The 21707-nt window shown below is 66.0% G+C and carries 19 protein-coding genes, 1 other RNA gene and 1 pseudogene; 12 read left to right on the top strand and 9 right to left on the bottom strand.

All coding sequences use genetic code 11. From position 1 onward, the window contains the following. Window positions 1-2: 2 nt before the first annotated feature. Window positions 3-584 (top strand): NUDIX hydrolase, encoded by a 582-nt coding sequence (locus I6F24_RS18640; protein WP_225128358.1) that lies wholly within the window; start codon window positions 3-5, stop codon window positions 582-584. A 186-nt stretch (window positions 585-770) separates the two neighbouring features. Here the strand turns inward: I6F24_RS18640 and I6F24_RS18635 are convergent. Together I6F24_RS18635 and I6F24_RS18630 are read right to left on the bottom strand one after the other, a co-directional pair. Further along, window positions 771-2108, bottom strand: a pseudogene (locus I6F24_RS18635) (FecR domain-containing protein). Between the two features lie 273 nt (window positions 2109-2381). Continuing rightward, the gene (locus I6F24_RS18630; RefSeq protein WP_225128356.1) at window positions 2382-3152 is read right to left on the bottom strand and encodes a DUF2147 domain-containing protein; all 771 of its coding nucleotides are present in this window, start codon (window positions 3150-3152) and stop codon (window positions 2382-2384) included. 195 nt (window positions 3153-3347) lie between these two features. Between I6F24_RS18630 and I6F24_RS18625 the strand changes: the two genes are divergently transcribed. Continuing rightward, a complete protein-coding gene (locus tag I6F24_RS18625; protein WP_225128354.1) occupies window positions 3348-4247 on the top strand; it encodes a DUF2147 domain-containing protein in 900 nt (299 codons plus the stop codon). A gap of 198 nt (window positions 4248-4445) precedes the next feature. Here I6F24_RS18625 and I6F24_RS18620 read toward each other — a convergent pair whose 3' ends face one another. Next, entirely contained in the window at window positions 4446-4625 is a 180-nt protein-coding gene (locus I6F24_RS18620) for a hypothetical protein (protein WP_158284424.1), read from the bottom strand. Between the two features lie 95 nt (window positions 4626-4720). Between I6F24_RS18620 and I6F24_RS18615 the strand changes: the two genes are divergently transcribed. After that, the gene (locus I6F24_RS18615) at window positions 4721-5938 is read left to right on the top strand and encodes an extensin family protein (RefSeq protein WP_225128352.1); all 1218 of its coding nucleotides are present in this window, start codon (window positions 4721-4723) and stop codon (window positions 5936-5938) included. A 100-nt stretch (window positions 5939-6038) separates the two neighbouring features. Beyond that, a complete protein-coding gene (locus I6F24_RS18610; RefSeq protein WP_225128350.1) occupies window positions 6039-6620 on the top strand; it encodes a histidine phosphatase family protein in 582 nt (193 codons plus the stop codon). Window positions 6621-6638: 18 nt separating this feature from the next. On the opposite strand, the gene I6F24_RS18605 is transcribed toward I6F24_RS18610, so the two are convergent. Further along, complete coding sequence (locus tag I6F24_RS18605) at window positions 6639-6980, bottom strand: DUF6665 family protein (protein WP_225128347.1); 342 nt, start codon at window positions 6978-6980, stop codon at window positions 6639-6641. 41 nt (window positions 6981-7021) lie between these two features. Then, a complete protein-coding gene (locus tag I6F24_RS18600) occupies window positions 7022-7657 on the bottom strand; it encodes a TetR/AcrR family transcriptional regulator (protein WP_225128345.1) in 636 nt (211 codons plus the stop codon). Window positions 7658-7848: 191 nt separating this feature from the next. Between I6F24_RS18600 and I6F24_RS18595 the strand changes: the two genes are divergently transcribed. From I6F24_RS18595 to I6F24_RS18580, 4 genes are all read left to right on the top strand, one after another. Further along, window positions 7849-9162: an HlyD family secretion protein gene (locus tag I6F24_RS18595; RefSeq protein WP_225149086.1), complete on the top strand. Its 1314-nt coding sequence runs from the start codon at window positions 7849-7851 to the stop codon at window positions 9160-9162. 90 nt (window positions 9163-9252) lie between these two features. Next, window positions 9253-10839: a DHA2 family efflux MFS transporter permease subunit gene (locus tag I6F24_RS18590; protein ID WP_057026936.1), complete on the top strand. Its 1587-nt coding sequence runs from the start codon at window positions 9253-9255 to the stop codon at window positions 10837-10839. Between the two features lie 350 nt (window positions 10840-11189). Beyond that, on the top strand, window positions 11190-12989 hold the full coding sequence (locus I6F24_RS18585) for an ABC transporter ATP-binding protein (protein WP_225128341.1): 1800 nt from the start codon (window positions 11190-11192) through the stop codon (window positions 12987-12989). Window positions 12990-13044: 55 nt separating this feature from the next. Beyond that, the gene (locus I6F24_RS18580) at window positions 13045-14445 is read left to right on the top strand and encodes an MATE family efflux transporter (protein WP_225149085.1); all 1401 of its coding nucleotides are present in this window, start codon (window positions 13045-13047) and stop codon (window positions 14443-14445) included. Between the two features lie 31 nt (window positions 14446-14476). Here the strand turns inward: I6F24_RS18580 and I6F24_RS18575 are convergent, their stop codons facing one another. Together I6F24_RS18575 and I6F24_RS18570 are read right to left on the bottom strand one after the other, a co-directional pair. Then, a complete protein-coding gene (locus I6F24_RS18575; RefSeq protein WP_036038352.1) occupies window positions 14477-15220 on the bottom strand; it encodes a sulfite exporter TauE/SafE family protein in 744 nt (247 codons plus the stop codon). Window positions 15221-15356: 136 nt separating this feature from the next. Next, on the bottom strand, window positions 15357-16727 hold the full coding sequence (locus I6F24_RS18570) for a PLP-dependent aminotransferase family protein (protein ID WP_225149084.1): 1371 nt from the start codon (window positions 16725-16727) through the stop codon (window positions 15357-15359). A gap of 49 nt (window positions 16728-16776) precedes the next feature. Here I6F24_RS18570 and I6F24_RS18565 point away from each other — a divergent pair, with 49 nt between their 5' ends. Together I6F24_RS18565 and I6F24_RS18560 are read left to right on the top strand one after the other, a co-directional pair. Continuing rightward, the gene (locus tag I6F24_RS18565; protein WP_193374953.1) at window positions 16777-17244 is read left to right on the top strand and encodes a DUF983 domain-containing protein; all 468 of its coding nucleotides are present in this window, start codon (window positions 16777-16779) and stop codon (window positions 17242-17244) included. A 68-nt stretch (window positions 17245-17312) separates the two neighbouring features. Beyond that, window positions 17313-18026 carry an alpha/beta hydrolase gene (locus tag I6F24_RS18560; protein ID WP_225146928.1) on the top strand — a complete coding sequence of 238 codons (714 nt, stop codon included), beginning with the start codon at window positions 17313-17315 and terminating at the stop codon, window positions 18024-18026. Between the two features lie 181 nt (window positions 18027-18207). On the opposite strand, the gene rnpB is transcribed toward I6F24_RS18560, so the two are convergent. After that, an RNA gene (gene rnpB, locus I6F24_RS18555) (RNase P RNA component class A) lies at window positions 18208-18638 on the bottom strand. 149 nt (window positions 18639-18787) lie between these two features. On the opposite strand from rnpB, the gene I6F24_RS18550 reads away from it, so the two are divergent. Together I6F24_RS18550 and I6F24_RS18545 are read left to right on the top strand one after the other, a co-directional pair. Then, a complete protein-coding gene (locus I6F24_RS18550) occupies window positions 18788-19141 on the top strand; it encodes a YciI family protein (RefSeq protein ID WP_158284423.1) in 354 nt (117 codons plus the stop codon). Between the two features lie 138 nt (window positions 19142-19279). Beyond that, on the top strand, window positions 19280-20509 hold the full coding sequence (locus I6F24_RS18545; RefSeq protein ID WP_225149083.1) for an RNA polymerase sigma factor: 1230 nt from the start codon (window positions 19280-19282) through the stop codon (window positions 20507-20509). 154 nt (window positions 20510-20663) lie between these two features. On the opposite strand, the gene I6F24_RS18540 is transcribed toward I6F24_RS18545, so the two are convergent. Continuing rightward, entirely contained in the window at window positions 20664-21524 is an 861-nt protein-coding gene (locus I6F24_RS18540) for an N-acetylmuramoyl-L-alanine amidase (protein ID WP_193375204.1), read from the bottom strand. Window positions 21525-21707: the final 183 nt, after the last annotated feature.

The raw sequence follows: 21707 nt of genomic DNA, 5'->3' as shown, positions 1-21707 counted from the left end.
CGATGGCGCGGGCGCCGGTCATGGCGGCGGGTGGTATTGTGTTGCGGCGCGCGCCGGTGCCGCTGGTTGCAGTCGTGCGCCAGCGCAAGCGCAACGAATGGGTCCTGCCCAAGGGCAAGCTCGACGACGGCGAGACGCCGAGGGAAGCCGCGCACCGCGAGGTGTTGGAGGAGACCGGCCACGACGTGGCCGTGCACGAATTTCTGGGCACGCTGGTCTATCAGTCCGGCGGGCGCTCCAAGGTCGTGCATTACTGGCGGATGGAGGCCGACGGCGGGCCGGTCCGCAAGCTGATGAACGACATCAAGGCGGTCGACTGGCTGACGCTGGACGACGCGATCGCCCGTCTGTCGCGCGAATACGAACGCGTCTTCCTGACTCAGATCGGACCGATCGCGCTCGCGGCGGCAGGGCTGGCGCCTCTGTTCGCCCCGGAGCAGGTTTCCGAGCCGGTGTCGCCGTTGGCGAAAGACGACATCCATGCATCTTTGCAGACGCTGACACCTGCGGAAGCAGCTTCCGTCGATGAATTGCGGCACGGCCTGTTGCGGAAGGTGAAGGCCTGGCTGCGCGGCGAGGCGTGAGTTATTTACGCGCAATTTCAGTGCGGCATTGAAGGTGCACCCTCTCCCCTTGTGGGAGAGGGTGGCTCGCCGCAATAGCGGCGAGACGGGTGAGGGGTCTCTATCCTCACGAGCGGGTCCGGCGAGTGGATAGAACCCCTCATCCGGCGCTTCGCGCCACCTTCTCCCACAAGGGGAGAAGGAAGACTACCGCCGCTCCTTCTCCTTCGGAGCGGGCGCGGGTCTGTGCGGCGCTGCGGGACGTTGCGCGGCGGGGAGGCGTGGCTGGAAGCCGCCGGGGCGCTGCATACCTGGTTGTTGAGCCGGAGGCTGGCCCGGTTGCAATCCTGTGCGCGGCAATGGCTGCTGCGGATCTGCTTGCTGTGTCCCGCCCGGTTGCGGCGGCACGATTCCTCCGGGCTGAATCTGTCCATCACGCTGCGGCAGGGTCTGCGGTACGCGTGGACGGCCGGCACCTTGCGGCTGGCCGGGCTGCGGCTGCATGCCTTGCTGTAGTCCCTGCCGGCTCGGCGTGCCCGGCTGCTGCTGACCCGGACGATTGTCCTGTCGCGGCTGGACGTTCGGTCGTTGCGGCTGCCGGCCTGGGGTTGTCGTCGGCCGCAATTGTTGCTGCTGCGGCGGTTGTGCCGGCCGCGGAATGCGGCTGAGCGCAGCCGGATTGGCGCGACGGAAGTCGCGCTGCTCGATGACGATCTGCCGGCCCGCGGTCTGCGCCAGATGCACCTGGCCGACGAAGCCGCGGTCGCGCGCGATCTGCGGCGCGGGAATTATGATCGGCACGGCAGCAAAGCGCATGCCGCCGGCCGTGGCTGCGCCCGCTCGGATCGCAAAGCCGCTCGCGGCTTGCGTCAGCGCGCCGAGCCGCGCGCCGCTCGCGCGTTCCTCGACATCGATGTGGCCGACCCGGCCGTCGGCGTCGGGATAGAGCTTGATGTTGACGTTCGCGCCCGGTTCGCCGCCGCCCCTTCGGGCACGTCGACGACCCCGGTGGTGCCGCGGATGCCGAGCGTTGCCGTCGGCGTCGTGATCTTCATGTCGCCCGTCTTCGCCACCGCGGCCGCCACGAAGGCAACCGTGCCCTTGCCGACGTCGAAGATCGCCGAATTCTGCTTGCCGCCGTCGTCATAGACGTAATTGTCGATGGTGATCTTCGCGCTGGCCGAGAGGTTGAACGTGGTGGCGTCGTTGAAGGTGATGCCCGAGCGCGGAGTTCGACGAGGTCTGCACGATGTCGTTGAGATAGATATCGTCGCGCACGCGCAGCGGATAGGAATTCTTGTCGCGGATCACGGTCGCGATCCCCGTCACGGTCGCGACGTTGCCGATCGGCTCGACGGCGGGGGGCTGTGCGTCTGCAGACGGTGCCGGCGTCGCCGTCGGCGTCGGCGAAGGCGCGGGCGTTGGCTGGGCTTGCGGTTGCGCCTGTGCGAACTCGATCGTCTCGGATGCGCACGCTACACCAGCGCCTGCCAGCGGCAAGGCCAGCAGGGCGAGCGCGAATACGAGGCGGCGCCAAGCCAGCATTGATGTCACGAAGGACTCCCGGTGAGAGCGTGAGGCGAGATCGGGCGATTTCAACGGGGTGTGGCTGAATGGTGGATGAACGTCTGTCGTCGGGGCAGGGGCTAGCTATCCTTCCGTCATGGCCGGGCTTGTCCCGCCTGCACGGACGAAGCCGCTACGGCGCGGCGAAGGCACGGCCATCCACGTCTTGATTGCGGTACGAAGAACGTGGATGCCCGGGACAAGCCCGGGCATGACGAAGAGTTGTCTACTTTTCGCGATGCGCTCCGCGGGTCAGCTCACGCGCTTCCAGGTCTGGCCGCCGCAGAACATGCCGCCGAAGGCGCAGCCTTGCACGCGCATCGTATTCGGACCTTTCATCGAGATCGTGGAGTCGTAGTTGCGGCCGGAGTTGGGATCGCGAATGCGGCCGCTCCACTTCGATCCTTCGGGCTTCATGTTGATCAGGATGCGCTCATTGGTCTTCTCGGCATAGCCGCAGAGATTGGCGCCACACTGCTCGACGCGGACATTGCCCTTGTTCTCTTCGGTCGCCCAGATGCCGATCGGCGAGTTCGCTGCGGCCACGGGCGCGGCAGCCACCGGAGCCGGCGCGGGAGCCGCGGCGACGGGAGCGGCAACAGGGGCAGGCGCAGCAACAGGAGCAGGCTGCGAGCTGTCGAAGCCGACAGAAGGAGCGGCGGCAGCGGTCGCGGCTGGGGCAGCGGGCGCGGCTGGCGCTGCCGGCGCAGTCGCTTGCGGCACGGGCTGCTGCTGCACGGGAGCCGGCGTGGGTTGCGCCGTCGTGGGCGCCGGAGCCGGCGTGGTGTCGTCGTCATCGTCCTTGGAGCCGCCAAGACCCTTGAGGTTGATGTTGTTCAGCTTGATCGGCTTGTCCGACAGGCCCGGCGCGACGATGGTCACGCAATTGAGCGAAGCGCAGTTGCGCGGCGTCTCGATGCGGATGTGCTGGCCCTCGATCTGGAACGAGATCGAATTGCCGGCATGCGCGGCGGCGGTCGAAGCCAGGAAGAGGGCGGTGGCGGCGATGGAGAGCTTGTTCATGACAACCTCCGAAAATAGCGCGGTCCCGATATGGACTGGTGTCGCTGGTGAATGAAGCGTGGTTCGACCCTAAGCCGCGGCGGTCGGGCGTTCTGTGATGGGCGTCACAACGAGCGAACAACGCCTGGGTGATGCAGCGCACATTCAGCCTCGCCTGCGCTGCGTAACGTCGTCGCGACACCGAGGGAAACGCAGATGCAGCGGCTTGCAACCTGGCTTGCCACCTGTCTTGCCACATCGATCGCGTTGCTGGCGATCGCGCCGACGGCGCAGGCCGGCGCCTACACGTTCTCGATCGGCGGCAACCGGTTCCATGTCGAGGCGCCGCGCAATTGCCGATCTGCGTCCTGTATCACGGTGGCTTCCAGGCGCAGCCTCAGGTCGACGGACGATGTCGGCATGGCACGAGCCGCGCAGCCGGCGCCCACGCTGATGGTCCAGGCGCCGCAGCCGGCTTGTCCGACGGCAGCGGTCAAGCCGCCCCAAGCGGCTGTGGTGGTGCCGGCACCGGCGCCTCCCGTGCTTGCCGCGGCGACGTCGCAGCCCGTTGCACCGCCGCCGGCGCCAAGCTTGGAGATTTCGAGACTGGAGACGTTGAGGCCCGGTCCGCCGCGGGTTGATCTGGAGCGCACCGATCAGCCGAAGACCGCCGCGCTCGAACCGCCGCGCATCGAGCCGCCGGTCATCGTTCCGAGCACCGAGATCAATCAGACCGCAGCGGTGGCGCAGATCAGCACTGACCCGGGCCACGCGCTGCTCGGCGAATGGGAGAGCGCCGGCGCCAAGGGCACGGTCCGCATCGAGCGCTGTGGAGCTGCGTTGTGCGGTTACGCGCTCAGTGAAGCGTCGAGCCGCGGCGAGAGCGTGCTCGTCAACATGAAGCCGAAGAAGCACAATGTCTGGACCGGCAGCATCTACAGCCGCTCCAGCGGCAACACCTACTACGCCACGATGACGCTGAAGAGCTCCGGCAAGCTGCACGTCGAAGCCTGCGCGCTCGGCCGCTTCTGGTGCTCCGGCAACGACTGGACGCGGGTCGATGCGCCACGGGAGGAGCTGATCACGACGTCACCTCAATGGAGCGCGCGGTCGTAGCTCGTGGCGATGCGCATTGTTGTGCCCTCGCCCCTTGTGGGAGAGGGCAGCTCCGCTGGTCGACACGAATTCACTTGGGTGAGGGGTTGTCTCCACAAGCACTGTGCCGCGAGGATAGAACCCCTCATCCGTCGCGCTTTCGCGCGCCACCTTCTCCCACAAGGGGAGAAGGGAAGAGAGTCACTGTGTGCTTTGAGTCTAAATCATCCCGAGCACGATGGCGCCGACGAAGGCCATGGCGAGGTAGGCGGTGATCACGCTCAATCTGCCGGCGAACGTCATGAGGTCGCTCCCTCGGTGCGCGCTGCTTGGCGCGCAGCCCTTATGGTTAACAGAAAGTCTCTTTTCGAAAAAGTCAGGCTCGCTGTCGCTCGTCATCGGCAGCAACCGGTGCCGCCGCGCCCGGTATGGTTAAAGAACACTGAAATCAACACGTTGAAGAGTCTTTAAGTAAATTCATCGAACGTGCGTGCATGACGCGCGGAGTTCGTTTGTATCTCGTCGGCTCCATCGTCCTTGTTTCGCTAGCGGGTTGCGGTCGCGGCTTCTTCCAGGCCGAACGCGAACCCTGGCGGGCCGAGGCAGAAGCCGCATGCCTGAAATCGGGCGCAGTCAAGGAAAGTGCGGACATCGTCCGCATCGACCCGATCTCCGGGCCTGGCAGCTGCGGCGCCGAGTTTCCGCTCAAGGTCGCCGCCATCGGCGAAGCCTCCGGCACCTATGGCTTTGCCGACGAGGCGCTGCGTCCGCCCGGCAGCATCGGCAACCAGCCGCGTTGGCCGGTGCAGCCGCAGTCGAATTATCCGCAGAGCCAAGGCTATCCAACATCGTCCTATCCGGCATCGTCCTATCCGCAGCGCTCGAACTATCCCGAGAGCGCGGTGCGCCAGCCCGCCGGCTACGGCACGTCGTCCGGGCCGATGTCGCTCAACGCACCCGGCGTGGCCGCGCAGGAGGACGAGATCGATCTGCCGCCGGAGGGCACCGATGCCGCGGGGGCGGCGCGCTACATGAACACACCGAGCTATCCGGCTCGTCCGGCGCCTTACTCGCAGGCGCCGGCGCAGCAGCCGCTGCCGCGTCTTGGTCCAGCGCAGGGTAATCCCGTCACGAGCGTCGGTCCCGTCGCGATCAAGCCGACCGCGACGCTCGCCTGTCCGATCGTGTCCGAGCTCGACCGCTGGCTCGCCGACACCGTGCAGCCGTCGGCGATGCGCTGGTTCGGCGTGCGCGTCGCCGAGATCAAGCAGATCTCCGCCTATTCCTGCCGCGGGATGAACGGCAATTCGCGGGCCCATATTTCGGAGCACGCCTTCGGCAACGCCCTCGACATTTCCGCCTTCGTGCTCGCCGACGGCCGCCGCATCACCATCAAGGACGGCTGGCGCGGCATGCCGGAAGAGCAGGGCTTCCTGCGCGACGTGCAGGCTGGGGCCTGCGCGCACTTCACGACCGTGCTGGCGCCGGGCTCCAACGTCTTTCACTACGATCACATCCATGTCGATCTGATGCGCCGCGCCAGCCGCCGCCTGATCTGCCAGCCGGCCGCGGTGTCGGGCGAAGAGGTCGCCTCGCGCGCGCAATCGCGCAGACCCTATGCGAGCGGGCGCGAGCCGTCGGTGACCGGTTCGCTCGGTGCTCGCAAGAGCACGATGCACAAGCGGGAAGACGACGAGTACATCGACGAATAGCCCGATTTGCCAGTAGCCCGGATGGAGCGAAGCGCAATCCGGGAAGAACTGTCCCCGCATTCCGCTTCGCTCCATGCGGGCTACGATCGCGTCAAAGGCAATGTCTATCGTCCGCTATCTCACCCACCCGCAGGTGCAAATCGATCCCGATGTGCCGGTGCCGCAATGGGGCCTGAGCCCGGTCGGTCGCGCGCGCACCGAAGCCTTGGCGAATGCAGGCTGGCTTGCAAGCACGACGCAGATCGTCGCCAGCGGCGAGCGGAAGGCGATCGAGACCGCCGAGATCATTGCCGCTCGTCTCGGACTGATGATCGAGATCCGCGAGGCCATGCACGAGAACGACCGTTCGGCGACCGGCTTCCTGAAGCCGGCCGAGTTCGAAGCCGTCGCCGACCAGTTCTTCGCCGCGCCTCATCTCAGCGTGCGCGGCTGGGAGCGTGCCGCGGATGCACAGGCGCGGATCGTGCGCGAGGCTGAGGCGGTGCTGGCGCGACATCGTCCCGGCGACGTCCTGTTCGTCGGCCACGGCGCAGTCGGCACGCTGCTGTTTTGCCACATTGCGGGCCACCCCATCGCCCGCATCCACGATCAGCCCGCCGGCGGTGGCAACTGCTTTGCGTTCGCGCGGGAGGGGCGGCGCGTCCTTCACGGGTGGCGCGCAATGGAAGACATCGAAATTTGATCCCAGCCGAGCCGGAGTTCACCCCGCAGCCGGCTTCCGCGGCGCCGGTGCCAATCCCATGCAGCGCTGCACCTCACCCGGGACGTTGTAGGTGCGCATGATGTGGCGGCTGTCGCGCAAGCCGGACGCCTCGCGTTGCACCACGAACATCCAAAGCGCCTGGCCAGCTTCCAGCACCAGCTTGCGCCTGGCCGGTTGCATCGCTTCCGGCACATCGGTCGCTGCGTGGGCGGCGTCGAACTCGCGCAAGCGCGACAGGCTCTGTTCGAGGGCGCGGCCCATCCGTCCAAGCGCCGAAGCCTGTTCCTGGACGATCTCGTAGTGGAGGATGTCGAGCGGCGGGCGAAGATCACGAGACATGGCCGCAATATAGCCGCCCGGCCCACAGGCGCAACGCGCGGCTACTTCGCCTTATACGCCGCCAGGAACATCCGCGTTGCGCTCTCGACCACCGCACTCATGCGCTGTTCCGACGGCGCGGGCGCCGCCTGGAACACGAAGGGCAGGAACAGCGAGGCCTTGCTGAGCTCCATGAACTGCGAGGCGGCGAGATCGCAATCGTCGATCGCGAGATCGCCCGAGGCGACACGGGCCTTGAGATAGTCGGAGAGGCGGTTGATGCTCTTGTCCAGCACGCGCGCATAGTAACGGCGGCCGACATCCGGCATGCGCTCGGCGATCGCCATCACGGTGCGGATCGCCGATCCGCCACCGGGGCGGCAGACCAGGTGAAGATAGGCGAGGCCGAACTCCTTCAGCGTGGTCTCGGCCTCGCGCTCGGGATCGAAACTGAACACGACCTGGCCATGCTGGAGCGCCTCCTGTTCGACGATGGCTTCGAACAGCGCGAATTTGTCGGCGAAATAGACGTAGAGCGTGCCCTTGGAGACCTGCGCGGCGCGGGCGATCTCGCCCATGCTGGCGCCGTCGAAGCCAAGATCCATGAACACCTTGCGGGCACCGTCCAGAATCTGGCGGCGCTTGGAATTGTCCTCGTCCGGGACGACGTGCAATTGTTCGCCGGCAGCTACAACCATTGGTTTAGGGTCTCGGAAGCTTTTTGGTTCGGATCAGGGCCATGAAACGCCAACGAAGGCTTCGCGGCAGTAAGGTCTGCAGGACACGATCTCTATATTGACCGAACCGTTCGGTCAATGGTATTTGAGATCCAGCGAGGAGACCGCCCGCAGCAGCGGGCGCCCTCGGTTGCGTTTTTGGGGAGGCCTGGATGGCCGCATCGAGAGACCAGACGGCTCGCGTCCTTCGCCAGGAAGCGGTGGAGGACCAGGCGGGTGGTGATGCTGGCTCCGAGGCATCCGCACTCCCTGCCGAGCAGTTGCGCCCTCATGTCGCCGAGGAAACGAAGCGTCCGACCCGCGAGGCGCCGGAGAACCCGGTGACCGACAAGCCGCCGGCACCCGCGGCGGAAGCGCCCGCCGCCGCTGCGCCCAAATCCGGCAAGCGCAAATTCGTCCTGACCGGCCTCGGCCTCGCGCTCGCGTTCGCCGTTGCGGGCTATGCCGGCTATTACACGCTGGTCGGCCGCTTCTACATCTCGACCGACGATGCCTATGTCCGCGCCAACAACACCATGCTCGGCGCGCGCGTTGCCGGCCACATCTCCGCGATCCTCGCCGGCGACAACACGCCCGTCCAGGCCGGCGACATCATCTTCCGCATCGACGACGGCGATTACAGGATCGCGGTCCAAGCCGCCGCGACCAAGATCGCGACCCAGCAGACCACCATCGATCGCATCGGCCGCCAGGTCGCCGCACTCGACAGCCAGGTCGCCCAGGCCAAGGCGCAGCTCGTCTCCGCGGAAGCGGGCCTCAAGCGCGCCGACCTCGATTACGAGCGCCAGCAGGCGCTGAGCAGCAAGGGCTTTGCCTCGCGCGCCACCTTCGAAAGCTCGGAAGCCGGACGCGACCAGGGCGCCGCCGCGGTCAGGGCTGCAAAGGCCGCCTTTGAGGTTGCCGTCAGCAATGTCGACGTCGCCAAGGCGCAGCAGGCCGAAGCGCAAGCGCAGCTCGCCGAGCTCAAGACCACGCTGGCCAAGGCCGAGCGCGACCTCGGCTTCACCGCGGTGCGCGCACCGGTCAACGGCACGTTCTCGAACCGCCTGGTCAACACCGGCGACTTCGTCGCGGTCGGCCAGCGCCTCGGCAACATCGTGCCGCTGGACGAGGTCTATATCGATGCGAATTTCAAGGAGACGCAGCTCAAGCGCATCCGCCCGGGACAGCCGGTGACGATCAAGGTCGATGCCTATGGCATGCGCAAGTTCTCCGGCGTGGTCGACAGCATCGCGGCGGGCGCCGGCTCGGTGTTCACGCTGCTGCCGCCCGACAACGCCACCGGCAATTTCACCAAGATCGTGCAGCGCGTGCCGGTCCGCATTCGCGTGCCCAAATCGGTGGCGAAGCAGAACCTGCTCCGCGCCGGCATGTCGGTCTACGCCACCGTCGACACCAACAAGGGCGCTGCCGACGCCGACAGCGAGGTCGACCTCGACCATCCCACCGCGGTTCATCCGCAGTAGGGACGATGACATGAGCCGCGCCGCTGCCCCGAATGCAGGTGCGCTCCCTCTCCCGCTTGCGGGAGAGGTGAGATGAGTCCGAGCTGACACATGGCCACCGCCACCACCGCTTCACCTGCCATGATGGCGGATCCCGCTTCGGAGCGCATTGCGCCGAAGCGGCTGTTCGCGTTCATCATCATGGTGTTCGGGATGTTCATGTCGATCCTGGACATCCAGATCGTCTCGGCCTCGTTGAGCGAAATCCAGGCCGGGCTGTCGGCGAGCTCCAGCGAGGTGTCCTGGGTTCAGACCGCCTATCTGATCGCCGAGGTGATCGCGATCCCGCTGTCGGGTTTCCTGTCGCGCGCCTTCGGCACGCGGCTGCTGTTCGCGATCTCGGCGGCGGGCTTCACCGCCGCAAGCCTGCTTTGCGGCTTCGCCACGACGATCGAGGAGATGATCCTCTGGCGTGCGCTGCAGGGCTTTCTCGGCGCCGGCATGATCCCGACCGTGTTCGCTTCGGCCTACACCGTCTTCCCGCGCACCAAATTCCACATCGTCGGACCCATCATCGGCCTCGTCGCGACGCTGGCCCCGACCATCGGGCCGACGGTCGGCGGCTACATCACCGACCTGATGTCGTGGAACTGGCTGTTCTTCATCAACGTCGTGCCCGGCATCGGCATTACATTAGGTGTGCTGGCGCTGGTCGATTTCGACGAGCCGCATTTCGAATTGCTCGACCGCTTCGACTGGTGGGGCCTGCTGTTCATGGCGAGCTTCCTCGGCACGCTGGAATACGTGCTGGAGGAAGGATCGCAACATCAATGGATGCAGGACACGTCGGTCGCGATCTGCGCCTGGATCAGCGGTCTCTCGGCCATCGCCTTCTTCTGGCGCGTGTTCACGGCGGCCGAGCCGATCGTCAATCTGCGCACCTTCTCCGACCGCAATTTCGCCGTCGGATGCACGCTGCAATTCTGCATCGGCATCGGCCTCTACGGCCTGACCTACATCTACCCGCGCTATCTCGCCGAAGTGCGCGGCTACAGCGCGCTGATGATCGGCGAGACCATGTTCGTCTCCGGCATCACCATGTTCCTGGTCGCGCCGCTGGTCGGCCGGCTCATGGCGAAGGTCGACATGCGCTACATGATCGCATTCGGCCTCATCGTGTTCGCGATCGGCTCCTACCAGATGACCTTTATCACGCGCGAATACGATTTCTACGAGCTGCTGGTGCCGCAGATCCTGCGCGGCATCGGCATGATGTTCGCGATGGTGCCGACCAACAACATCGCGCTCGGCACGCTCGCGCCCGAGAAGGTGAAGAACGCGAGCGGACTGTTCAACCTGATGCGCAATCTCGGCGGCGCGGTCGGCCTCGCCGTCATCAACACCGTGCTCAACGAACGCACCGACCTGCACATCGTCCGCCTGCAGGAGCGGGTGACCTGGGGCAACGCGACCGCGACTGAAACCCTGACCATGTTGATGCAGAAGTTCCAGGGGCTCGGCGATTCCGCGCTGATGGCGATGAAGCAGCTCAGCCAGATCGTGCATCGTCAGGCCGTGGTGATGAGCTTCGGCGATGTCTTCCTCATGCTGGCGCTGTTCTATCTCGGTCTCAGCCTGCTGGTCGCGCTGCTGAACAAGCCGGCTTCCCCGTTCGGCGCGGCCGGCGACGCGCACTAATTTGCAACACTCGTGCGTGATCTCGCGCGAGCCCCGTTGCAATCGGCTGGCGACACATCTATAAAGCGCACCTCATTCATTCGAACCGGGGAGAGATTTGCATGATGTCGTCGCAATCGCAGATCGTACGCCCGCGCTCGATGATGACCTCGATCACGTTCTGGCTCGGTATGTACGCGGCCTGTTAGAGGCCTCTTCCGCCAGCTTCGATTGGGCCAAGGTTTTGGCCAAGCGTCCCGATCGCTTCGTTTCCCAAGTCAAAGTCAGTCTTACGTGACGCCGTCGCGGCCTTCGCGGCCGGCCTGCGTCCATCGATGGAGCCGGCCCGCGCGAAGCGGCCGGATGATGCCATGACCGCTCTGTCAAAGAAGCCCGCCGCCATTCGCGTGGTGCTGCCCTTCGTCTTCCGGCACTGGCTGAAGCAGCCGGTGCGCGGCCTCGTCGTGGCCGGCGGCCTGTTGGGCGCAACCGTCGCCGACCTGTTCATGCCGGTCTTCTCCGGACATCTGGTCGATGCGTTGACCCGCGGACCGTCCGATCCCGATGCGCGCCATGCCGCGCTGGTCGCGTTCGGCGCCATCGTGGCGCTGGGCGCGGCCTCGGTGGTGCTGCGGCTCGCAGGGTTGCAGGCGATCGTGCCGTTCACGCTCAAAACCATGTCGGACGTCGCACAAGAGGCATTCACCCGCGTGCAGCGCTTCTCGACCGACTGGCATGCGAACTCCTTTGCCGGCTCCACGGTGCGGAAGATCACTCGCGGCATGTGGGCGCTCGACCTGCTCAACGACACCATCCTGATGGCGCTGGCGCCCTCGCTGCTGGTGCTGGTGGGCTCGATGATCCTGATCGGGATGCACTGGGCCTCGCTCGGCGTGGTGATCGCGATCGGGGCGATCTTCTACGTCACGATCACGGTGGTGCTCTCGACCCGCTACATCGCGCCGGCGGCCCGCGTCTCCAATGCCTGGGACACCAAGGTCGGCGGCACGTTGGCGGATGCGCTGACCTGCAATGCCGTGGTGAAATCCTTCGGCGCGGAGTCGCGCGAGGACACGCGGCTCGCCGGTGTCATCAACCGCTGGCGCGTGCGCGTGCGGCGGACCTGGTACCGCTATAATTACACGGCGATGTCGCAGCTCTCGCTGCTGCTGTGCCTGCGCGCGTCCGTGATCGGCGGATCGGTGCTGCTGTGGATGTCAGGTCACGCCTCGCCCGGCGACGTCACTTATGTGCTGACCAGCTACTACATCATCCACGCCTATTTGCGCGACGTCGGCATGCACATCAACAACCTCCAGCGCTCGGTCAACGACATGGACGAGCTGGTGGCGATCCATGACGAGCCGATCGGCATTGCCGATGCGGCCGACGCGCGGCCGATCGCGATCGAGGGCGGCGAGATCGTGTTCGACGACGTCACGTTCCGCTATGGCGGCCATCGCGTGCCGCTGTACGACGGCTTGTCGGTCAGGATCCGCGCCGGCGAGCGGGTCGGCCTGGTCGGCCGCTCCGGCTCCGGCAAGACCACCTTCGTCAAGCTGGTGCAGCGGCTCTACGACGTCACCGGCGGCCGCGTGCTGATCGACGGGCAGGATATCGCGCTCGCCACGCAGCAATCGCTGCGCAGCCAGATCGCGATCGTGCAGCAGGAGCCGATCCTGTTTCACCGCACGCTCGCCGAGAACATCGCCTATGGCCGGCCCGGTGCCAGCCTTGAAGCGATCGAGCAGGCGGCCCGCCTCGCCAACGCGCATGACTTCATCCTGCGCCTGCCGAAGGGCTACGGCACGCTGGTCGGCGAGCGCGGCGTCAAGCTGTCGGGCGGCGAGCGGCAGCGCGTCGCGCTGGCGCGCGCCTTCCTGGCGGATGCGCCGGTGCTGATCCTGGACGAGGCGACCTCGAGCCTCGATTCGGAATCGGAGGCGCTGATCCAGGAGGCGATGGAGCGGCTGATGAAGGGGCGCACCTCGATCGTGATCGCGCACCGGCTGTCGACGGTGAGGAGCCTCGATCGCATCCTGGTGTTCGACCGCGGCGAGATCGTCGAGCAGGGCACGCATACGGTGCTCGCAGCCAAGCAAGGGGGCATCTATCGCGGCCTGTTCGAGCGTCAGGTGGTGGAGCTCGGACAGATCGCAGCAGCGGAGTGAGGCGCGCGGCGGCGGGGCGAAGTCCCGCCGTCACGGCGTCGAGGGATGGAATGAGATGAAAGACCTGACGCGCGGCTCCATCGCTAGCCACATCCTGAGCATGGCGCCTCCGATCATGGCCGGCATGATCTCGATCATGATCTGCCAGCTGGTCGATCTCTACTTCGTGTCGGGGCTGGGTGATGCCGCAGTGGCAGGCGTGGCCGCCGCGGGAAATGCCGGCTTTCTCGTCAACGGCCTGATACAGGTGCTCGGCGTCGGGACAGTGGCGCTGATTGCGCATGCGGTGGGACGCAAGGACCGGCGGGACGCCAATCTGATCTTCAATCAGGCGGTCGCGCTGTCGGTGCTGTTCGGCCTGCTGACCCTGGTCACGGGAGCGGTGCTGTCGCGTCTTTACATGCGTTCGATCGCCGCTGACCAGGCCACGATCGAGGCGGGGACCACTTATCTGTTGTGGTTCATGCCGGCGCTCGCGCTGGAATTCGTCATGCAAGTCATTGCCTCCGCGCTCAGCGCGACCGGCATCGTGCGCCCCGCCATGTTGGTGCGGGTCCTTGCCGTCATCATCAACATTACACTGGCGCCGGTCCTGATCTCCGGCTGGGGCACGGGTTATCCGCTCGGTGTCGCCGGCGCCGGACTGGCGAGCACGATCGCGGTGGGCGCCGGCGTCCTGATGCTGCTGGCGTATTTTCGCAAGGTCGAGCGCTACGTTGCATTCAATCCGGTGCAGTGGCGTCCGCAACCACGCCACTTCAAGCGCATCCTCAATGTCGGTCTGCCGGCCGGCGGCGAGTTCGCAATGATGTTTATCTTCATGGCGGTAGTCTACTACGTGCTGCGCGACTTCGGCGCGGCGGCACAGGCAGGATTCGGTATCGGTCAGCGCGTCCTCGCCCTCATCCAGATGCCGGCGCTCGCGGTTGCACTGGCGGCCGGGCCAATCGCCGGCCAGAATTTCGGCGCCGGCAACGCCGCGCGGGTGCGAGAGACTTTCGTCAAATCGGTGCTGATCACCTCCATCGTGGCGGTCGGCTTCATGATCCTCGCGCAGCTGAAGCCGGAGCTGCTGCTGGCCGGATTCTCCAACGACCGGGAGACGATGGAGATCGCCTACCTGTTCCTGCGGATCATCTCGCTCAACATGGTGGCGCAGGGTCTCATCTTCACCTGCTCGAGCATGTTCCAGGGCCTCGGCAACACCAAGCCTGTGCTGCTGAGCTCGATGACGCGCGTGCTCACCTATTCGCTGCCGGTGCTCTGGCTGTCGACGCGACCCGGATTCCGCATCGAGCACGTCTGGTATCTTTCGATCGCGGCGACGACGCTGCAGGCCGGCTTGAGCCTATGGCTGCTGCGCCGCGAGTTCGGCAAGCGCTTCGCGCCGCGGGACCAGGCCGCGGAGACGGTGGAAGCCAAGCCGGTCGCGCCTTCCGCCCGTGCTCCCGCGTAGCGAAAGTGACCTCCCGCGAGTTCGCGGCGCTTTAATGCGCGCCAAGGCTGTTCCAGACGAGCGTCAGGCCCGACAGAAACAAGAGGCCGAGCACGACATCGCCGAAATGCTTGTCGTTCAGCGCATGGTAGACGCGCGCGCCCGCCCATGCGCCGATCAGCGTGCCCGGAAACGCGACGGCCGCGAGCCAGACCACCTTGAGGGCGACGAGACCTGATGCCGTCTGCAACACCAGCGCGGTGGCGAGCACCGTGAAGTTAAAGAGTTGGAAGATGCCGCGCCGCTCGTGCTTGTTCCAGCCGCGGATGTTGGCCCACAGGATCGGCAGCGGGCCGGACAATCCGGCAAGTCCGCCCAGAATGCCGCCGGCAAAGCCGATCGCACCGTCTGCGATCCGGCCGCCGATCTTGATCGCGAGCGGCCTCTTGTTCAGATACAGTGCGCTCGAAAAGATCAGGATCAGCACGCCGACGCTCAGCCTGAACACCTCCGGGTCCGCGGAGGCGACCATCATGGTCCCGAGCGGCACGCCAATCAGTCCACCGATCAGGAACGGCCAGACCAGCGAGAGATCGAAATTCTTCCACATCGAGGGCAGCGTCGAGGTCTGCGCGATGACCGAGCAGATCAGCACCAGGGGCACCGCGAGCGAGGGCGGCAGCACGTAGAGCCAGATGCCGAGCGCCATCAGCGCCGTGCCGAAACCGGCCAGTCCCGAGACGAAGCCGCCGGCGAGCGCGCCGAGCAGCAGCAGGACGTAGGTGAGCGTTTCCAACGGATTGTCCTTGTCGCAAGGGGCGACCCTGAACGGTTGATCGCACGGCTCGCATAACATGCCTGCCGGCATCGAGGTCAATCCATGCCGCACGCAAGCGTGATCTGCGGCTTTCCAGCGCCGCGATCGTCAAAGACTAGACGATCTGCCTCGTATCGGCAGGCTTGTGCAGCGCGCCGACCAGGATACGCAGCGCTTCCGTCAATTCCGATCTGTTTCGGGCCGCGCCGAGCGAGACGCGTGCCGCATGCGGCGGTGCCCCGTCGACGGTGAAGGCATCGCCGGCGACGACGGCAAGCCCGTTCCGCAGCAGATGTGCGGCAAGATCGGGCCGCTCCTCCGGCAGCCGCAGCCAGAGATGATGCGCCGCGGGCCTGGCGAGGAACTGAAAGCCTTTCAGCGCGCGTTGCGCGAGCTGCTGGCGCCCGACCGCTTCGTTGCGGATGGCGCTGATGATGCGATCGGCGATGCCGTTTTCGATCCAATGCGTCACCAGCGCGACCATCAAGGGCGCCGGCATTTGCACGGTCGCCTGCAAGGAGGTGCGCATGTCCCGCTGCGCGCCGCTGTCGGGCGTCACCAGATAGGCAACGCGCAGCGCCGGCGCGATGCATTTTGACAGCGTGGTTGCAAGATAAGTCCGCTCCGGAATGAGGTTCGCGATGGGCGAGGCCGAGCGGTCGAGCAGCCCGTAGGCGTCGTCCTCGATCAGGATGGTGCCGGCATCGCGGATGATCTTCGCAATAGTGCCGCGCCGCTCGGCGGAAAGCGTCGCCGTGGTCGGATTGTGCAGCGTCGGAATGAGATAGACGGCTTTCGGCGTATGCACGCGGCACGCCTTTGCCAGCGCATCCGGCAGGATGCCGTCCTCATCCATGGGGACACCGACGAGCTTGACACCGAACAGTGCCGCGGCGGCCTTGATGCCGGGGAAGGTGAGCGCTTCGGTCAGTACGGTGTCGCCGGGTCGCGCAAGATGGGCGAGCAGGTTGAAGAGGATCGTCTGAGCGCCGGGAAAGATCACCAGCCGGTCGGCCTGTGCATGCGGAACGCGGGCGCGCATCCAGCGCGTCGCGACCTCGCGCTCATGCGCGCTGCCGCCGGGCGGCTGGTAGTTGAGATACGCCGTCAGGCCCGATTGCGCGCGGAGGGCTTCGAGCCCGGCGATGATGCGCTCGTCGAGCTGCGCCTCCAGCGGGTGCGGCGGCACGTTCATCGACAGGTCGATCGCGACCGGGTGCGGCAGGTCAACCGCGCGCCGCGCGCTGGTCTCCGAGACGAACGAGCCCTGTCCGACCCTGGCTTCCATGATGCCGCGGCGCCGCGCCTCGGTGTAGGCGCGCGTCACCGTGGTGAGGTCGATGCCGAGGGCCCTTGCCAGCGCGCGCTGCGTCGGCAGCTGCTGACCGCGCACCAGCCTGCCGGCGGCAATATCGGCCTCCATGGCCTCGACGATGCGCTGGTAGCGCGGGCCCGAAAGCTCCGAGATTGTAGGGATCCATTCCATGCAATTTAGGCCTATAACCTTTGAATGTATGGATGCAAGATATTATTGTATGGATCATCGAAAAGGAAGAGGTGTGGTCATGTCTGTCTCTCTGGCGACGGTCTCTCTGGCCAAGGCGATGTGGCGCGGCTTCAGCGGCAAATGCCCGAATTGCGGAGAAGGGCACATGTTCGGCCGCTTCCTGAAAGTGACGCAGGCTTGCGACCATTGCGGCGAGGAGCTGTTCCACCAGCGCGCCGACGATTTTCCCGCCTATCTCGTGATGGTGGTGGTCGGCCATCTCGTGGTGCCGGCAATCCTCGCGGTCGAGACCGCCTACGCGCCGCCGGAGTGGCTGCAGCTCGCGGTGTGGCTGCCGGTGACGCTGTTCGCCTCACTCGCGCTGCTGCAACCGACCAAGGGCGCCATCGTCGGCCTGCAATGGCAGCTCGGCATGCATGGTTTCGAGGCGGGCAAGCTGCGGCGCGAGGCCGGCGAGCTTGCGCCGGTGCTGGTGAAGGACACGCGCGCCGCCTGAGGCGGCGTTTACATCGCGCGGCATGCCGCTACACTCCATCGTATCAAGCAAGAACGATGGAAACGCCGATGGCCCCGCGTGCGAAGACCTTCCTGCTCTGTCACGGCGCATGGTCCGGCGGATGGGCCTGGAAGAAGATGCACCCGCTGATGGTGCAGGCCGGCCACCGCCTGGTGGCGCCGACCTATACGGGCCTCGGAGAGCGCGCGCATCTGGCCAATCCTTCGGTCGATCTCGACACCCATATCCAGGACATCCTCAACGTCATCGCGTTCGAGGATCTCAGCGACATCGTGCTGCTCGGGCACAGCTATGGCGGCATGGTTGCGACCGGCGTCGCCGACCGTGCGCGCGAGCGCGTAACGGAACTGATCTATCTCGACGCCTTCGTGCCGCGTGACGGCCAGTCGCTGTTCGACCTCAACGAGGGCGGGCGCGAGCCGATGCGCAAGGCAGTCAGCTCGGGCGACGGCTATCGCATCCCGCCGAACCCGCCGCCGCCGGACACCTCGCCGGCCGATCTCGACTGGCTCAACGCGCGCCGTGTTCCGATGCCGATCAAGTGCTTCGAGACGCGCCTGAGGCTCGAACATGGCGAGCCGGCGATGCCGCGCAGCTACATCTACTGCACGCGCCTTCCGCCCGGCGATGTGTTCGGGCAGTTTGCCCAGCGCACGAAGAGCGAGGAGGGCTGGCGCTATGTCGAGCTCGACGCTAGCCACGCGCCGAATGTGACGGCGCCGGAGGCGTTGATGGCGGTGTTGGACGAGATCGTCGCATAGGTCGCAGCCGTCATTCCGGGGCGTGCGCAGCACGAGCCCGGAATCCATTTCTCCTCCGCGCCGGCCGCCTGATGGATTCCGGGCTCTCGCTTCGCGAGCCCCGGAATGACGGCGGTTGGCTGGCGAGGTGATCGGCCAAAATGGTGAGGGGTCCGATGCGTTGGCACCGAACCCCTCGTCGCACATCAGCCGGCCTGTAAGCCGGGTTCTGTAGGGCACCGTCCGCTTGCGCGAACGATACGTGACGGCCATTCCTCTGGGGTCATGTTTGCACATGGCCTCGAGCAACCTACCCGGACGGCGGGCCTGACATCGCCCCGCGGCGTTATCGCTTTCGCGAACAGCCCGCTTAAGCCGTCCCTATTCGGTTTTGCTCCCGGTGGGGTTTGCCATGCCGGCTCCGTTGCCGGACCCGCGGTGCGCTCTTACCGCACCTTTTCACCCTTACCGCGCCGAAGCCCCGAAGGGCGAAGGCGGGCGGTTCATTCTCTGTGGCACTTTCCCTGGGGTCACCCCCGCCGGACGTTATCCGGCACCGCATGTCAAGGGAGCCCGGACTTTCCTCCCCGGCGGCCTTTCGGCACCTGCCGGAGCGGCCGTCCGGCCGACTGACTGATAACGCATGGGGCATTTGTGACGGTTTCGTCAAGCCGATATCGCCGTGCACGGCCCGCCCGAAATATTTTATCCTGAAGATGTCGTTTGGCGCGCCGCCCGTTCGACTGGTTGTCGGCAACACAGCCGAACACAGGAGTGAAGCAATGCAATATCTGCTGATGATCTACCAGAACGAGGTCGAGTACGCGAAGATCGACGCGGCGACCAGCCAGAAGATCCTGGCCGACTATCAATCCTTCACGCAAGACATCATCCAGAACGGCAATTTCAAGGCCGGCGACCGCTTGCAGCCGACCACGACCGCGACAACGGTGCGCGTGCGCGACGGAAAGACGCTGACGACCGATGGTCCGTTCGCGGAAACGCGCGAGCAGCTCGGCGGCTATTACCTGATCGAAGCCAAGGATCTCAACGCCGCCATCGAGATCGCGGCGCGGATTCCGAGCGCACGCATCGGCTCGATCGAGGTGCGGCCGATCTGGGTCTATGAGAAGTGACGGCTCTCTCACCTTCGTCATTCCGGGGTGCGCCGCAAGGCACAGGCCCGGAATCCATATCCCCGAATCGTGGTTATGGATTCCGGGCTCGCGGCTTTGCCGCGCCCCGGAATGACGAGAGGGGGGTGATCGCGTGACATGACCCCTGGCGAGATCGACAAAATCTTCCGCGACAAGGCGGGGCGGGCGCTAGCCACGCTGATCCGTCTCGTCGGCGATTTCGATCTCGCCGAGGACGCGCTGCAGGATGCGTTCGCGGTCGCGCTGGAACGCTGGGCGTGTGAGGTCCCCGACAATCCGCGCGCCTGGCTCGTCAACGTCGCCAAGCATAAGGCGATCGATCGCATCCGCCGTCAGGCTGTCTTCCGCGGCAAGCAGCAGGCGCTGGTGCACGAGCTCGAGCTCAACGCGCTGGGCCCGGACGAGCCGACAGCAACGCTCGACGATGACATGCTGCGGCTGATCTTCACCTGCTGCCATCCCGCGTTCGCGCCCGAGGTGCAGGTCGCGCTGACGCTGCGCACCGTGTGCGGACTGTCGACAATGCAGGTGGCGCGCGCCTTCCTCGTCGGCGAGGAGGCGATGGCGCAACGGCTCGTCCGCGCCAAGCAGAAGATCAGGCTTGCCGGAATCCCCTATGAGGTGCCGGAACGCGAGATGCTGGCGCCGCGGCTCGATGGCGTGCTCGCCGTGATCTATCTCGTCTTCACCGAAGGCTATGTCGCAACCGAGGGCGCGGACTTGATGCGGCCTGATCTGGCGAGCGAAGCCATCCGGCTTGGCCGCCTGCTGAACCGGCTGATGCCCGACCGCGCCGGCATCAAGGGCCTGCTGGCCCTGATGCTGCTGCACGACGCGCGCCGCGCCGGGCGACAGACGCCGGCCGGCGACATCGTCCTGCTCGAAGAGCAGGACCGCTCGCTGTGGCACCGCGCGCAGATCGACGAGGGGCTGCGGCTGGTGGAGCACGCGCTGCGCGTGCCGGGCCGGCCACAACCCTATGCGGTGCAGGCCGCGATCGCGGCGCTGCATGCGCGTGCGCCGAGCTTCGAGGAGACCGACTGGCCGCAGATTGCGGGGCTGTACGAGGTGCTGCTGCGCATCAATCCGTCGCCCGTGATCGAGCTCAATCACGCCGCGGCGCTGTCGATGGTCGATGGGCCGGCACGAGCGCTCGATCTCGTCGATGCGATCGCCGCGCGCGGCGGGCTTCGCGGCTATGAGCTGTTGCCCGCCGTGCGCGCGGATCTGTTGCGGCGGCTCGGCAGGACGGAGGAGGCGCGCGAGGCCTATCGTGCGGCGACGGTGGCGACGCAGCTCGAGCCGTTGCGAAGGCTCTATGCGCGAAGGATGAGGGAGATGGGGTAGGAGCCTCACACGCCGTCATTGCGAGCCAACGGGTCCGCGCGAAGCGCGGCCCGATGACAGGCTCCGCGAAGCAATCCAGACTGTCATCGTAGAGACAGTCTGGATTGCTTCGTCGCAAGAGCTCCTCGCAATGACGGCGTGTACGGCTACTCCGTCACTTCGACGCCACCGGCGTTCCTTCCGCCGGCAGGCTCGACAGCAGCGCCTGTAAGGTCGACAGCGTCGAGTGATCGGCGACGCCGTCCAGCCGCGCCGGGCGGAAATGGCGCTGGAAGGCGGTGACGACTTCCATTGTCGCAGCGTCGTACTTGCCGTTCAGGGGCACGCCATAGCCGTACCTTGCGAGCGCCTGCTGCATGCTCAGCACCGCGTCGCTGATGGTGCCGAGCATGAGAGTCTCGCCGCGGACGATCGGCGCGGGCGTCACCCAGTGGCCGACGCCGGAATTGGCCAGCGAATGCCACGGAAATTTCTCGCCGGGATCCTTCTTGCGGGCGGGCGCGACGTCGGAATGGCCGAGCACCCGGTGCGCCGGCACCTTGCGGCGGAGCATGATGCCGCGGCACAGCGCGATCACGGCGGCAATCTGGCGCAGCGGATACTCCGGATAGCCCCAGTCATGGCCGCGATTGATGATCTCGATTCCGATCGAGCAGGAGTTGACGTCGTCCTCGCCGGCCCAAGAGGAGACGCCGGCGTGCCAGGCACGCTTGGCCTCAGGCACGCATTGCACGATGCGGCCGTCCTCCAGCACGACATAATGCGCCGACACTTCGGTGCCGGCGGTGCAGAGGCGCGCCAGTGCGCCTTCGACATCGGGCATGCCGGTGTAGTGCAGCACGATCATGTCCGGCTGCCGTCCCTTGTTGCGCTCGCCATGGTTCGGGGAGGGGATGATGTCGGAGACGATCGAGGAATCGGGCTCGAAGGTGCGCAGGCCCGCCACGGTCTTGGGAACCGGGAGAACGCGGTGACGCTTCGAATCAGATCCAGGCGTGGACGAACCCGAGGGCATGAGCAGCTCAAATGGACGGAGAGTGGGGCAAGCCCTTCTCTTTACTATTCCTTTACCCTTCATCGCGCGCAATCGCGCGGCGCGGTTAACGGATTCATTTTGGCAATGTGTGTGGATGACGCATCACTCCCCTCGTCACCTTTTCCACTTGTCACGAACCGAGCAACGCTTTCTTAACGCTAA

Origin of the sequence: Bradyrhizobium sp. BRP23, from assembly GCF_020194135.1 — a bacterium.
In the GTDB taxonomy this organism is placed as follows: Bacteria; Pseudomonadota; Alphaproteobacteria; order Rhizobiales; family Xanthobacteraceae; genus Bradyrhizobium; species Bradyrhizobium yuanmingense.
Note: the sequence above shows the minus strand (reverse complement) of the source record. Positions and strands in the feature narration are given on the sequence as shown.

Excerpts from the sequence above, each read along its gene's own strand:
- I6F24_RS18640 (WP_225128358.1), top strand. The coding sequence starts at position 3 with ATGGCGCGGGCGCCGGTCATGGCGGCGGGTGGTATTGTGTTGCGGCGC.
- I6F24_RS18630 (WP_225128356.1), bottom strand. The coding sequence starts at position 3,152 with ATGAACAAGCTCTCCATCGCCGCCACCGCCCTCTTCCTGGCTTCGACC.
- I6F24_RS18625 (WP_225128354.1), top strand. The coding sequence starts at position 3,348 with ATGCAGCGGCTTGCAACCTGGCTTGCCACCTGTCTTGCCACATCGATC.
- I6F24_RS18620 (WP_158284424.1), bottom strand. The coding sequence starts at position 4,625 with ATGACGAGCGACAGCGAGCCTGACTTTTTCGAAAAGAGACTTTCTGTT.
- I6F24_RS18615 (WP_225128352.1), top strand. The coding sequence starts at position 4,721 with ATGACGCGCGGAGTTCGTTTGTATCTCGTCGGCTCCATCGTCCTTGTT.
- I6F24_RS18610 (WP_225128350.1), top strand. The coding sequence starts at position 6,039 with ATGTCTATCGTCCGCTATCTCACCCACCCGCAGGTGCAAATCGATCCC.
- I6F24_RS18605 (WP_225128347.1), bottom strand. The coding sequence starts at position 6,980 with ATGTCTCGTGATCTTCGCCCGCCGCTCGACATCCTCCACTACGAGATC.
- I6F24_RS18600 (WP_225128345.1), bottom strand. The coding sequence starts at position 7,657 with ATGGTTGTAGCTGCCGGCGAACAATTGCACGTCGTCCCGGACGAGGAC.
- I6F24_RS18595 (WP_225149086.1), top strand. The coding sequence starts at position 7,849 with ATGGCCGCATCGAGAGACCAGACGGCTCGCGTCCTTCGCCAGGAAGCG.
- I6F24_RS18590 (WP_057026936.1), top strand. The coding sequence starts at position 9,253 with ATGGCCACCGCCACCACCGCTTCACCTGCCATGATGGCGGATCCCGCT.
- I6F24_RS18585 (WP_225128341.1), top strand. The coding sequence starts at position 11,190 with ATGACCGCTCTGTCAAAGAAGCCCGCCGCCATTCGCGTGGTGCTGCCC.
- I6F24_RS18580 (WP_225149085.1), top strand. The coding sequence starts at position 13,045 with ATGAAAGACCTGACGCGCGGCTCCATCGCTAGCCACATCCTGAGCATG.
- I6F24_RS18570 (WP_225149084.1), bottom strand. The coding sequence starts at position 16,727 with ATGGAATGGATCCCTACAATCTCGGAGCTTTCGGGCCCGCGCTACCAG.
- I6F24_RS18565 (WP_193374953.1), top strand. The coding sequence starts at position 16,777 with ATGGATCATCGAAAAGGAAGAGGTGTGGTCATGTCTGTCTCTCTGGCG.
- I6F24_RS18560 (WP_225146928.1), top strand. The coding sequence starts at position 17,313 with ATGGCCCCGCGTGCGAAGACCTTCCTGCTCTGTCACGGCGCATGGTCC.
- I6F24_RS18550 (WP_158284423.1), top strand. The coding sequence starts at position 18,788 with ATGCAATATCTGCTGATGATCTACCAGAACGAGGTCGAGTACGCGAAG.
- I6F24_RS18545 (WP_225149083.1), top strand. The coding sequence starts at position 19,280 with ATGACCCCTGGCGAGATCGACAAAATCTTCCGCGACAAGGCGGGGCGG.
- I6F24_RS18540 (WP_193375204.1), bottom strand. The coding sequence starts at position 21,524 with ATGCCCTCGGGTTCGTCCACGCCTGGATCTGATTCGAAGCGTCACCGC.